This window comes from Vibrio jasicida CAIM 1864 = LMG 25398 (assembly GCF_000400365.1).
Lineage (GTDB): Bacteria > Pseudomonadota > Gammaproteobacteria > Enterobacterales > Vibrionaceae > Vibrio > Vibrio jasicida.
In genome coordinates, this window is record NZ_BAOG01000063.1 from 16,663 (window position 1) to 28,912 (window position 12,250).

General features: G+C 46.1%; 13 protein-coding genes. 9 read left to right on the plus strand and 4 right to left on the minus strand.

The window, feature by feature from the left end:
• Nucleotides 1-34 precede the first annotated feature (34 nt).
• Nucleotides 35-850: an AraC family transcriptional regulator gene (locus VJL_RS17515; protein ID WP_038879835.1), complete on the minus strand. Its 816-nt coding sequence runs from the start codon at nt 848-850 to the stop codon at nt 35-37.
• A gap of 84 nt (nt 851-934) precedes the next feature.
• On the opposite strand from VJL_RS17515, the gene VJL_RS17520 reads away from it, so the two are divergent.
• The 8 genes from VJL_RS17520 to ompV all read left to right on the plus strand — a co-directional run bounded on the left by VJL_RS17520 (nt 935) and on the right by ompV (nt 8,523).
• On the plus strand, nt 935-1,177 hold the full coding sequence (locus VJL_RS17520; RefSeq protein ID WP_009706629.1) for a hypothetical protein: 243 nt from the start codon (nt 935-937) through the stop codon (nt 1,175-1,177).
• A gap of 55 nt (nt 1,178-1,232) precedes the next feature.
• On the plus strand, nt 1,233-1,925 hold the full coding sequence (locus VJL_RS17525) for an MOSC domain-containing protein (protein WP_038879837.1): 693 nt from the start codon (nt 1,233-1,235) through the stop codon (nt 1,923-1,925).
• 200 nt (nt 1,926-2,125) lie between these two features.
• Complete coding sequence (locus tag VJL_RS17530) at nt 2,126-2,632, plus strand: GNAT family N-acetyltransferase (RefSeq protein ID WP_038879840.1); 507 nt, start codon at nt 2,126-2,128, stop codon at nt 2,630-2,632.
• A gap of 137 nt (nt 2,633-2,769) precedes the next feature.
• A complete protein-coding gene (locus VJL_RS17535; RefSeq protein ID WP_038879843.1) occupies nt 2,770-3,549 on the plus strand; it encodes a hypothetical protein in 780 nt (259 codons plus the stop codon).
• 207 nt (nt 3,550-3,756) lie between these two features.
• Nucleotides 3,757-4,737 (plus strand): LacI family DNA-binding transcriptional regulator, encoded by a 981-nt coding sequence (locus tag VJL_RS17540; protein ID WP_038879846.1) that lies wholly within the window; start codon nt 3,757-3,759, stop codon nt 4,735-4,737.
• 167 nt (nt 4,738-4,904) lie between these two features.
• Nucleotides 4,905-6,380: a Na+/H+ antiporter NhaC gene (nhaC, locus tag VJL_RS17545; RefSeq protein WP_038879849.1), complete on the plus strand. Its 1,476-nt coding sequence runs from the start codon at nt 4,905-4,907 to the stop codon at nt 6,378-6,380.
• A 12-nt stretch (nt 6,381-6,392) separates the two neighbouring features.
• Nucleotides 6,393-7,559 carry a MalY/PatB family protein gene (locus VJL_RS17550; protein WP_038879852.1) on the plus strand — a complete coding sequence of 389 codons (1,167 nt, stop codon included), beginning with the start codon at nt 6,393-6,395 and terminating at the stop codon, nt 7,557-7,559.
• Between the two features lie 187 nt (nt 7,560-7,746).
• On the plus strand, nt 7,747-8,523 hold the full coding sequence (ompV, locus tag VJL_RS17555) for an outer membrane protein OmpV (protein ID WP_038871471.1): 777 nt from the start codon (nt 7,747-7,749) through the stop codon (nt 8,521-8,523).
• A 60-nt stretch (nt 8,524-8,583) separates the two neighbouring features.
• Here ompV and VJL_RS17560 read toward each other — a convergent pair whose 3' ends face one another.
• The 3 genes from VJL_RS17560 to VJL_RS17570 form a co-directional block, all read right to left on the minus strand.
• The gene (locus tag VJL_RS17560) at nt 8,584-9,822 is read right to left on the minus strand and encodes a DEAD/DEAH box helicase (RefSeq protein WP_038879855.1); all 1,239 of its coding nucleotides are present in this window, start codon (nt 9,820-9,822) and stop codon (nt 8,584-8,586) included.
• Between the two features lie 162 nt (nt 9,823-9,984).
• Nucleotides 9,985-10,527 (minus strand): peroxiredoxin-like family protein, encoded by a 543-nt coding sequence (locus tag VJL_RS17565; RefSeq protein ID WP_038879858.1) that lies wholly within the window; start codon nt 10,525-10,527, stop codon nt 9,985-9,987.
• Between the two features lie 109 nt (nt 10,528-10,636).
• Nucleotides 10,637-11,173, minus strand: a complete 537-nt coding sequence (locus VJL_RS17570; protein WP_038879861.1) for a nuclear transport factor 2 family protein — start codon at nt 11,171-11,173, stop codon at nt 10,637-10,639.
• Between the two features lie 149 nt (nt 11,174-11,322).
• Here VJL_RS17570 and VJL_RS17575 point away from each other — a divergent pair, with 149 nt between their 5' ends.
• Complete coding sequence (locus tag VJL_RS17575) at nt 11,323-12,213, plus strand: LysR family transcriptional regulator (protein WP_038879864.1); 891 nt, start codon at nt 11,323-11,325, stop codon at nt 12,211-12,213.
• Nucleotides 12,214-12,250: the final 37 nt, after the last annotated feature.

Genomic DNA, 12,250 nt, shown 5'->3' on the forward strand with positions numbered 1-12,250 from the left:
GACGAGACCGATGTTGTGGACAAGATTGTACTCGCTATCCCCTTCTACCATTAACGCGAAACTGCTGTGGGGTGACATCAAAGTAGGCTTTAAACGCTTTGATGTAAGAAGAGTCGTTTTGATACCCCACGTGATCGGCAATGCTTTGGATAGAGAGCTCTTCATCTAGCAAAGAGAGCGAATAAATCAGCCGAATTTGTTGCCGCCAAAGTTGAAACGAGGTGTTGAACTCTTTGGAGAACAAGCGCGACAAAGTTCGTTCGGATGCACCGACTCTCTCTCCCCACTGTCTGAGTGACCAATCCAATGCCGGCGTGTCGGTCAACGCTTCGAATATCAACTTTAAGCGTCTGTCTTCAGGCAGCAGTAACTGAAAGGTCTGCACGTTGTCTTTCATGATTTGATCATGCAACACGCCAAGCAATCGTGATACTTCCTCATCACTCACGTCCCCTTCACATTGGCGGCGTATTTCCTGTAACAGCTCGTTTAAGAACGGCGTGAGAGTGATGGTTCTCACTTGATGCTCGTACTCAGTACCGAACTTAGGGTTTAGATAGATACCGACAAATGTCGTATGGCTTAGCGCGATGGATTCATGTTGAATACCCGCAGGCACAAACAGCGCAGAGGTATGGGGCACAAGGTGCTGGTAATGATCGGTTTTGGTTTGTAATAACCCTTTGATCGGGAAGATGACTTGATGCCACGTGTGTTGGTGCAGCGTATCAATGTAACCTTTGGGCATATCGATGGTCTTAACCAGTGCCGGTGAGTGGGGATTGGCAGCCATCATCTCATTGGAGGTCATGACACCGGAGTGAGAATCGATTTGGCGGGTTGGCATCATTAACTGTCCTTACATCCCTACACTGACACAAGCTCATTAGGCTATCATGCTCGGCAAAGTGAATGAAGCCGTGAGGTGCGACGTATGCGATATCAAGTTGAAATATCCAAAGAAAACCAACTCTTATTCAAAGTCGATATTGATAACATCAATCAAGACAAGTGCGAAGCATCGCTTGAAACTGTGTTAACCAAGTTTCCTAAAACGGAAGGTTATCAACGTCATGTGTTGGTTTCAGATAGCGAAACGCGTTACTTAAAAAGTACAGAAAAGCGCATTGAAGTACTGGCAGCGATTCCGGTATTTAAGTCATTGGGCGAGCGCTAACGTGGTCTTGTTTCACACTGTATGGCAAATCAGTTTTAGGCGATAAGGAGAGAATATGAAGAAGTTAGGCGTAGTTAACAGTGTATTAGCGGGTAAAACCGTTGCCTTTGCACATGGTGCGAAAAGTGCGATTAACAAACAGGTTCTGCCGCAGCGTCAGCATGCAACAGAACTGGGTTTTACCAACGACGAACAAGGCGATCCACGCTTCCATGGTGGGATTCAAAAAGCCCTTCATATTTACCCAAGCGAGCACTATCCGGTTTGGCAGCAGGAGCTCGGCGACAAAGCGATTTTCCAATCAGCTGGGGCGTTCGGTGAGAACTTAAGCTCAAGCGGCGTAACAGAAGAATCCATTTGCTTGAAAGATAAAATCCGCATCGGCTCAACCTTGCTGGAAGTATCACAAGGGCGCATGCCTTGCTGGAAACTCAACGTCCGTTTCGAGCAAAACGACATGGCTAGAAGACTGCAAGACACGCTTCGAACGGGCTGGTACTTCCGAGTGTTGCAAGAAGGCGATATCGGCGCAGGTGACGAAATTATTCTGTGCGAAAGACCTTACCCAGACTGGTCATTGGCTCGCATCATGGGCGCGGTGTTTACTGGTTGCCTAGATAAATCAGAGCTAAGCCAACTGGCAGGACTTCCATTGGTTGAATCTTGGGGCAAGCTTGTTGAACGCCGACTAGAAACCGGTGAAGTCGAAGATTGGGAAATGCGTTTGGTTGGTCCGACTGCGGGTTAATTCCCGTTTTGACTCCCCGATAGATCGGAGCGTATCCCTTCCAATATTAGCCCCACAACCAAGTCAGTGGGGCTTTTGCTTTTTAGCCGTTCAATACAGCAAATCTGTATTGAAGCTGGAGCTTAGCAATTAACAAAGGTTAATGAATCGCGCACAAATACGCTTTATGTTGTACCCAAAATAATACAAGGGGAAGCATGATGCTCGAATGGAGAATTAAGAAATTCGCAGATCTGTCTGTTCAAGAGCTTTACGATTTTTTGCAGCAAAGAGTCAATATTTTCATCGTGGACATGAACACGCCATACAGCGATTTGGATGGTAAAGATAACCATCCCGACACCTACCACGTGATGGGATATGACAACGAACATCTGGTGGCTTATAGTCGCATTATGCCTCCGAAACTCGGATACCCTATTGACGTTTTACCCTTGCTGAACTCTGATGCCAATGACGTGTGTATTGGTCGCGTTATCGTCGCAGAGGACTACAGAGGGAAAAACATCGGTAACCAATTGATGCAAGTGAGTTTCGATGCCACAAGAAAGATCTACCCGACCGACAGCATTTTTATATCCGCACAAGCACATTTGAAAGACTACTATGGCAAGTTCGGCTTCGATGTTGTCACCGATAGCTACTTGGAAGATGGATGCGCCATGTTGGGTCTTAGGCACATTCCGAAAGTTATCTGCTCAGCATAAAAACAACATCAACTCATTGTAAATATGAAAAGAATAAAGGCAGACAGAATTTCAATGATTGGTATTTAGCATTTACTCACCTTTGATCGATGGGGCAAAATCAGCGCTCAATAACGGAATATCAAAAAGGAGTAAAAGTGGAAGATTTCTATATCGATCACAAAGGGTTAGCAGCATATTTCGAGATTCAGTGGCTTGATAAACTTCGACAAAACGGCGTGAGCAAACTGCTTGATAGCCAGTCTAAGTCAGTGCCAGATTGGTTTGTCTCTTCAAGCCACTCGAAAGACGTCGCGCAGTTTGTTGTTGAAGCTCTCGGTAGTGAAAACCTTTCTCCTAAAAGCCTATTAGAAGTGGGACCTGCTCTCGGGAGAAACTGTTATGAATTGATAACCAACATACCAAGTATCAATTCGGCTACGCTCGTAGAACCTTCTCATCGTTTGTTATCAAACTTGAAACAGCTACTGATCGATGGGGGAGAGTGTGACTTCCACTATATTAAGAGCTTAAAAGAGCAAAAGCATTTCACATTTGATGCATCTTCAATAGCCAAAGCTTGTGACCATGTGAATTTTTCTCTCATCGAAGCACCTTTTGAAAGTGGCGTGGTCGCGGAGCAGCACGATTTAAGTCTTTGCTTGAATGTACTGGATCAATGTGACTCCCCTAAAACGGTCGTGGAAGCATTAATGGACGCAACGGCTCCTAATGGTGTTTTGGTTTTAGCCTGTACCTATCAGTGGAGCAAAAAACATTTAAAAGATGAGACTGAAGCAGTTGACGATATAAACGATTATTTTGGCCATGGTTGGACTCCATTATCCGAAGTTGAGCACGAGTATAAAATCAGATTCAACGAGAGATACTCTCTCCTTTTCTTGTCTCATATCGTCGCCTATAAAAAGATTGGCTAATAGATAAAGAAGCCACGCACCCGATATCGTCAGGTTCGTGGCTTTTTTGTTTCTCCTATCTTGTTGAATTAATAAAACAAGATAGGAGCGCTTTTTTCTAAAGTTCTATCCTTTGAACTTACTAACATAACCAACAATTAATAGCCGCTACACTCTGCCTCATATCCTCCCTTTCAATTCACCCTGTTACTCTCTTGGAGAAATCTAGTGGCAACCATGAAAGACGTCGCGGACATGGCTGGTGTCTCTACGGCAACAGTCTCGCGTGTTATCAATCGCACCAGTTATGTTGAACCAGTAACGCAAGAGCGAGTCGAACGCGCCATTAAAGAGCTCAACTACCGCCGAGATGCGCGAGCAACAGCGCTAGCAAACCGCAGCAATAACACGCTAGGTTTACTCACTGGGAACTTGGCTGACCCTTTTTTCGCCTTGATCGCCAAAAGCGTAGAAGAAGTGGCTCGTGCCAATGGTTGCCAGTTGGTCGTAGTCAGTGGCGGGCACAATGCGCAACGAGAAAAAGAAGGGCTCGACTTTCTCATCAGTCAGGGCTGTGAGGCGATGGTCGTACACTCAAAGATGCTCGATGACACCACGCTGATGCAATACGCTGCACAGCTTCCGGCGATGGTGTTACTCAACCGCACCATTGCACAAATCTCCAATCGTTCTGTCTGGGTAGACAACCGAGTCGGTGCGCGCAAATCGGTCGAATATTTGATTCAGCAAGGTCATCGCAAGATCGCCTGTGTCACCAGTGACTTACCCATTGAAGATCGAACCGACCGCCTTGAAGGTTATCGAGACGCAATGAATGCAGCCAATTTAGCTATCCCAACAGGTTGGGTAATCAACCAAAACTTCAGTGAGTCTGGAGGAGAGGAAGCAGGTCGCCAACTTATTCAATCCTGTCCGGGAGTCACTGCGGTAGTCACATTTAACGACGTAATGGCAGCAGGCTTAATGGCAAGTTTGCATGAGCAGGGTTTGTCGGTGCCAGATGATATCTCCGTGGTTGGATTTGATGATGTGTTGCTTGCACGCTACCTCTATCCACGATTGACCACCATGCATAACCCAATTGACGAAATGTCGACTTATGCAGCGAAATTAGCACTAAACTTAAGTAAAGACGGCTATTCGCCACCAAACCTGCATCAATTTGAAGCAAGCTTAGTCAGCAGGTAAACCGTCAAAGCAATACAAAAGATCGGATAAAATTGTGATGAACCTTACATTCGCACACCTCATGTAAGCGCTTACATGAAAACAACACACCGCTCTCATTTTGCCTATTATGTGACCGTTATTATCCATTTCGAACAAACCCTACATCGATCCTGAGGATAAATAACATGACAAATTCTAAGCCTCTGCCGTCGTTCGGATTAGCACTCGCCCCTATTGCGGTGATGTTTGCACTTCTGGCTGTCGGATACGGAATACTCGGACTTCGCATTGAAGTTCTGTTGCTGATTTCAGCTGCCTTTACTGGTCTTATCGCGTGGAAGATCGGTTACAACTGGGATGACATCATTAACGCCATCGTAGAAAAACTGGCCAAAGCGATGCCAGTCATTCTGATTTTGGTCTCGGTTGGTGGTTTGATTGCCAGCTGGATGGTCAGCGGCACAATCCCTTACATGGTTTACTGGGGACTTAAAGTCATCAGCCCTGAATACATTCTTATTGCCGCTTTCTTTGTGACCAGTGTCGTTTCCGTTTGTACCGGCACGTCTTGGGGCTCTGCAGGTACTGTTGGTGTCGCACTAATGGGCGTGGCAGCAGGCCTTGACGTCTCGCTCGCAGCTGTCGCTGGTGCAGTGGTATCTGGCGCGTACTTTGGTGATAAAATCTCACCGTTATCAGATTCAACCAACTTTGCGCCTGTCGTTTCAGGCACCACCTTGTACGAACACATTCAACATATGCTTTACACCACCCTGCCGGGCTTTGTGATTGCGTCTGTCGTCTTCTTCTTTGCGGGTCAAAGCGCTGATATCGCGAACATTCACGAGCCAGAGAAAGTTGTTCAAATCATCTCGGGCTTAGATAATCTATACAACTTCAACATTCTACTTCTTATCCCGCCAGTGATGATCCTGTGGGGCGCGTTAACTAAGAAGCCAGTTCTGCCATTGATGCTTGGCGCATCGGCTATCGCGATTGTTTTAGGCATGTTTTTCCAAGACTTCACACTAAAACAAGGCTTCCAAGCTTACGTAGACGGCTTCAACCTAGCCATGTTTGAGGCAAACGGTCACAGCGTAAATGGCTTAGTACCAGATATCACCAAACTGCTTAACCGTGGCGGTCTGTTCTCAATGATGAGCACGATTCTACTAGTATTCTGTGCCTTTGCCTTCGCTGGTATTTTGAGCCTAACTGGCGCACTAAACGTGGTACTAGGCAAATTCCTACATGCGATTCACACCACAGGTCAGCTGATTGCTTCGACCGTTGTGGCAACCATCACTGTGGTTTTCACCACTTCTGACGGCAAGCTAGCGCTGTTGATTCCGGGTGAGTTGTTCCAAAACGCTTACCGAAAAATGGGATTAGACACGAAGAACCTGTCTCGAACCATCGAAGATGCCGGCACCATTATTGAACCATTGGTTCCTTGGACAGCCGCAGGTATCTATATGGCGGGTACGCTAGGCGTGGCAACGTTGGATTACCTACCATGGGCGATTCAATGTTACACCGGCGTGATCTTCGCTCTGATTTATGGCTTCACTGGCTTTGGTATCGCAAAAGCCAAGCCAGAACAAAACGAACAACAGATTGCTAAAGAGCATTCAAATACACCAGCAGTAGAAACAAAATAAGGTAAATCATTGATGAACGCTTTCGACCAAATTCTGAACCGCAAGGAAAGTGGCTCTGTTAAATGGGACTTTATGCAGCAAAAGCTGGGATTGGCTGGCACGGATTTACTCCCGATGTGGGTATCCGATTACGATTTTAAAGCGCCGCAAGTAGTATTAGACGCGCTACAACAACGTGTTGAGCATGGAATTTTTGGTTACGCAGAACGCGATGATACGTACTACCAAGCTACGATCGATTGGTATCAAAACCAGCATGGTACCCACGTTGAGCGTGAGTGGATCACTACGGTACATGGCGTACTTCCTGGACTCGCGATGGCATTGCAAATGCTCACCGAAAAAGGTGATGGCATCGTGATGCAGAGTCCGGGATATGGCTCCTTCCGTAAGATCATTGAATTCAACGATCGTGTTGTCGTAGAGAACCCACTGACGGAAACCAAAGGCGACTATCAACTCGACTTTGATCATCTCGAAACCTGCTTTGCTAATGGCGCAAAAGCAATGATCTTCTGTAACCCACATAACCCAACAGGGCGAGTTTGGTCTGAAAGCGAAATGACAAAGGTTGCCGAACTGTGTGAACAGTATCAAGTTTGGCTGCTGAGTGATGAAATATGGGGCGATTTAGTGGTTGGCGATGCGGAGTACTACTCTGCTTTACGTCTTCCAAAAAATCTTACAAAACGTCTGATAGTAGCTACGGCTGCAAGTAAGACGTTTGGTTTGTCTTCACTGCGAATCTCTAACTTTATGATTCCAGATGAATCACTCCGAGCACAGTTTACTCGCCGATTAGATGCTCATGGTATGGACGTGTTCAATAGCCTATCGATGAGTGCAGCGACTGTTGCTTATCAAGAGTGCTCTAATTGGTTGATGGACTTAAAAGACTACTTGCGAGCTAATATCGCCAAACTTGATCAGTTTGTACAAACGGAACTGCCAGAGGTGAAATTTATCGCCCCACAAGCAGGCTACTTGGCTTGGTTAGATTGCCGCGCATTCAACCTGACCGACGCCGAGCTGGAGCAAAAATTTGTCGCCGCAGGGCTTGTCCCGAGCATGGGCATCGCTTTCGGTAAAGAAGGTTCTGGCTTTGTTCGCCTTAATCTAGGCTGCCCAGCAGGCACACTGGATGAAGCCTTGGTAAGAATCAAACACGCACTAAACTAGCCATACAAACAACCGATATAACAAAGCCACGCTTTTCATGTTAAGGCGTGGCTTTTTGTTTCCCTTTCCCCAGACTGCACAGACAACACTTCCCTAAAGCCATCATTACACTTCCATACGTTCTGCTGATAGAAGGTTACACATTCGTTTTGTACACTGTTCAAAACCAAGTGATTAGGACAGCATAATGAACAAAACACTCATCGCGTTAATCACTTTAACGGCAGCAGGAACAGCAACAGCTGGCGACACTTACATTCGTAACGGTAACATCTACAACAACGAAGGCGGTTGGATGGTCGAAGCTGGCGTAGTGCAAGCCAGTGATCTTTTCAAAGACCAAAAGCACAATACAGCACCAGTGTTAAACGGTGGCTATCACGGTGAAGATTTCAACGCTGATCTTGGTGGCATCAACTACCGCTTTCTTGGTGAAACTAACGAATTGTTAAACATGAGTGCTTATGTGGTGGGCAGTGGCGTACCTCGCGATAGCGATGTAGCGAAAAGCTTAAAAGGTACTAAGCGTCGTGATTTTGCGGTCGATTTAGGTTTAAACGCAGACTTCACACTCGATCCAAACAACGTGATTTCAACTTACCTACAACACGATGTTTCTGGTGCCTATAAAGGCTTCCAAGGTGGTGCGACTTACTTCCACATCATGAACATCGGCAATGCTGATTTCGTACCATTTGCGAGCGTGTCTTACCAAAGCGAAGACTATGTAGATTACTACTTCGGTGTCACAGACAAAGAAGCACGCGCAAACCGCAAAGCTTACAAAGGCGAAGCTACGGTAAACTATGGTTTAGGCTACAAACTGGTTGTGCCAATCACCGATAACTGGCAAATCAGCCAAGTATCACAATACACGCGTCTAGGGAGTGGCATCAGTGATTCTTCTATCGTAGAGAGCGCAAACCAATGGACAGTTGGCGCGACCGTTTCTTACAACTTCTAGTCTCTTTCCGTTAATAGAAAAAGCCATCATCACGATGGCTTTTTGTTTGTTTAGCTTGGTTTATTTAGCTTTGGGCGCTTGGCGTTTCGGTTTTCCTTGAAACTGCTTAATGCTCTTTTTGGCATTGGTTCGGCGATTGGCTTTTTTATCACGTGGAGCACGTTTGCTTTCGCCTGTTGATGGCTTATCCGTTACTGGGAAACCTTCAAGGTCTTGCGTTGGCAATTCACGCTGAGTCAAATTACGAATAGCCGTAAGCGCTTCGGCTTCGCCATGGCAGACTAGCGACATTGCAACACCTTGTTCGCCTGCACGGGCTGTACGTCCTACTCGGTGAACGTAAGTCTCTGCGTGCATTGGCAACTCAAAGTTAATCACTACTGGTAGTTGCTCGATGTGAATACCGCGAGCTAATAGATCGGTGGCAATTAGCACCTGTGTTTGCCCAGATTTAAACTGCGCCAGCGCTTCTTCTCGCTCTGCTTGGCTCTTATTACCGTGCAGCGCATTGGTTGTGATTCCAGCTTTGTTCAACTTCTTCGCCAAACCATCAGCGTTCTCTTTCGCGCCAATGAATACCAATACCTGAGCCCATGCATTTTGCTTGATCAGTTCAATCAACGCTTTGGTTTTGCTGCCTTTGTTGACGAGATATAGCGTCTCAGCAATATCTTGATTGGTGCTGTTTTCTTGATGCGCTGCTACCTGTTTTGGTGCATGCATCAGCTGCTTGGCTTTGCCCTTCAACTCCTCAGAAAACGTTGCTGAGAACATCGCGGTTTGTCGCTGGTTTGAAATCTGCCCTGCAATATTTTGCACGTCAGGCCAAAAGCCCATATCCAACAAGCGATCCGCTTCATCCAACACTAGGTAATGGATATTACTCAGGTTCAACCCGTTGCTCGCCAGATCTACTAAACGACCCGTTGTCGCCACAAGAATGTGAGGGTTTGCCGCAAGTGCTTGTAGTTGCGTCTCTTTATCCACACCACCACACAAACACACTGCGTTGAAACCAATAGCTTGACCAACTTGGTTAATCGCCTCGCTCACTTGTGTCGCCAACTCGCGTGTTGGTACTAGAATCAGCGCTTTTTGCTCTGGATTTACACTTAGCTTTTCCAACAAAGGCAAACCGTAAGCAAGGGTTTTTCCGCTGCCCGTGTTCGCTAATGCCAATACGTCTTTACCACTGAGTAGTTCAGGAATTGCCAAAGCCTGAATATCGGTTGGCTTCTTGAAGTCTTTTGGCAGTGCATGAATCAGCTCAGAACTCAAAGAGAGAGTAGAAAATGGCATTAGCTTAACCTTGTGCTTTTGGTTGAAGAGGCAGTACAACAATATAGATGCAGTAAATCGCAGGCGCGGACTTTACCACAATCCAGTAGACGAACCATCCCATTTTAGAAGAGGAAATCTGCAAACGTCGTTGGTTTTTAATGCCTGAAGCAAAAACAGCGATTAGATTGCCGCTTGGTAGGTACCACGAATAGGGTAATCATTTTCTGGGTTACGGATAAACGCCAATCCTGAGAGCAAGACTTCTAGGTCAGGTCGAGCGAATGGACCGTTGGAAATATCGACTAACTGAACTTGTCCTTTACTGTTCACCACAAACAAACCTGGCTCTGCAAAGAGATGGTCTGTCTCTTTTTCTGAGCGAGGCTCCGAGATGTACAGACCTAGCGTTTGCATCTGCTCTACTGTCAGGTCATAAGCGACTGGGAACGTGACGCTAAGTTGCTCCATATGCTGCTGTAGCTGTGCTTGGCTATCTGCGGAGACTGCCACGATGTCCATCCCGAGTTGTAAGAATCGCGCTTTTAGTGTCTCTAGTTCGTTGAGGTAACGAGTACACAAAGGGCAGTGTTTGCCGCGGTAAACCACCACTAAGCGCCAATCGACATTCTCAGAAGGTGTACCCAGCTCGATAGTTTCGCCACTTAGCGTTGGCAGAGTGATAGAGGGGAACAAGTCACCTGCGGTAAATTTTGTGGTTGTCATTATTCAGTCCTATTTACTTCACGTTGTTTAAGATAAAACGAGCGCGACACAGGTTGGAGTGGAGAGCATTGCTGCCCTCACATGTCGCGCTCGAACTAACAGACCTGAGTTATCGTTGAATGTATTCGTAACTTTCGTCAGATTTGTTGCGTTTACCTACGTACTTATCTTCAAAGTTTGGGGACCACACTGCGCTCGCATCTTGGTTTTGATTCCAATCAAAAGCGGTAAAGCGGTGCACCATTTTCCAAACACCATCACGACGTTCAAAACGGTACAGGTGACGACCACCTAAAATGCCTTCTTTGTCCACGCCATCTTCTTCATGCACGTGGTACGCCCACACATAGCTCTCTGCAGTTGCTGTATCACCATCTACTTCAATGAGAATGTTGCTGATGCGGTGCTGTGTAATTTTGATTGCTTCAAACCCTTTCATTGCTGGTTCCACAAAAGCGTGGGCATTGTCGTTATAGAAAAACAAATCTGGGAAGATTGGGTCTTGATGGTCTTCAATAGCATCTTCCCAGTAAGTGGACTTCATCAGCTCTGCGTCCATACGATCTAAAGAGCGAGCATGACGGAAAATCACTTCAGTAATATCTTGTTTATCAAGTAGAAGTTGCAGTTTTTGTTGCATGTCCATAAGCGCCTCCATTGGCGAATCAATCTTGGTTAATCTTTCTTACCGATTTGTTTTTCGGCTTGGGATGTATCTTAGAACCAACCAATATCGACTAAAACTGAGCTACAATGACTAGCACCTATGCCTATTTAGAATAATTGAGAGCACTAATGGACCAACTAAGTGCAATGCGCGCATTTGTTCGAGTGGTACAAACGGGCAGCTTTTCTGCCACGGGTCGTGAAATGAATACCTCACAAACAACGATCAGCAAAAAAGTGGCAGCGTTAGAAAAGAAAATCGGCGTCAAGCTCCTCGCTCGAAGCAGTCGCGACCATGCTTTAACGCCTGCAGGCGCGAAGTATTATCAAACTTGCGTTGATATTTTAGGTGAACTGGATGAAGCCGAAGCTGAGGCAAGATCGGAGGTGGCTTCTCCCCAAGGGACGATTCGCATCTCAGCACCAGTGGCGTTTGGTCGCATTTTGCTTGCTCCTATCATGGCAGAGTTTTTCCAACGCTATCCTGATATCAAAGTGGATTTGCAGCTCAGTGACCAGCACACCGACTTGATCAGTGATGGGATAGATGTCGCAATTCGAGCTAAACAACTGGAAGACTCAACGCTGATTGCGCGCCATTTGTTTGATAACCCAATGCTCATTTTAGCGGCACCGAGTTATTTACAACAGCACGGAGAACCCAAAGCTCCTGAAGACTTAAAACAACACAATTGTTTGGTTTATTCGCGGATGAGAGACATTAATGTATGGAGCTTTACCAAGCAAAATCAGAAACATGCCGTCGCGGTAAATGGTAATTTTCAAAGCGACAATGGGGATGTATTACTAGAGGTCGCATTAACTGGAATAGGGATTGTCATTCTTCCGATTTGGATGGTTGAACATCACTTAAAAGAAGGGCGACTTACACAATTGATGAGCGACTACATAGGGCAAAATTTACCTTTCAATGCGGTGTACTTACAAAGCCGTTATACGCCTCTTAAGGTTCGCTGCTTGATTGATTATCTGAAAGAAAAGCTTCCCAACGTTGAGTAGCAACAAAAAAGCGCAGAGCCAAAACTCTGCGCTTTTA

Excerpts from the sequence above, each read along its gene's own strand:
- VJL_RS17565 (WP_038879858.1), bottom strand. The coding sequence starts at position 10,527 with ATGACAACCACAAAATTTACCGCAGGTGACTTGTTCCCCTCTATCACT.
- VJL_RS17520 (WP_009706629.1), top strand. The coding sequence starts at position 935 with ATGCGATATCAAGTTGAAATATCCAAAGAAAACCAACTCTTATTCAAA.
- ompV (WP_038871471.1), top strand. The coding sequence starts at position 7,747 with ATGAACAAAACACTCATCGCGTTAATCACTTTAACGGCAGCAGGAACA.
- VJL_RS17530 (WP_038879840.1), top strand. The coding sequence starts at position 2,126 with ATGCTCGAATGGAGAATTAAGAAATTCGCAGATCTGTCTGTTCAAGAG.
- nhaC (WP_038879849.1), top strand. The coding sequence starts at position 4,905 with ATGACAAATTCTAAGCCTCTGCCGTCGTTCGGATTAGCACTCGCCCCT.
- VJL_RS17575 (WP_038879864.1), top strand. The coding sequence starts at position 11,323 with ATGGACCAACTAAGTGCAATGCGCGCATTTGTTCGAGTGGTACAAACG.
- VJL_RS17515 (WP_038879835.1), bottom strand. The coding sequence starts at position 850 with ATGATGCCAACCCGCCAAATCGATTCTCACTCCGGTGTCATGACCTCC.
- VJL_RS17525 (WP_038879837.1), top strand. The coding sequence starts at position 1,233 with ATGAAGAAGTTAGGCGTAGTTAACAGTGTATTAGCGGGTAAAACCGTT.
- VJL_RS17550 (WP_038879852.1), top strand. The coding sequence starts at position 6,393 with ATGAACGCTTTCGACCAAATTCTGAACCGCAAGGAAAGTGGCTCTGTT.
- VJL_RS17570 (WP_038879861.1), bottom strand. The coding sequence starts at position 11,173 with ATGGACATGCAACAAAAACTGCAACTTCTACTTGATAAACAAGATATT.
- VJL_RS17560 (WP_038879855.1), bottom strand. The coding sequence starts at position 9,822 with ATGCCATTTTCTACTCTCTCTTTGAGTTCTGAGCTGATTCATGCACTG.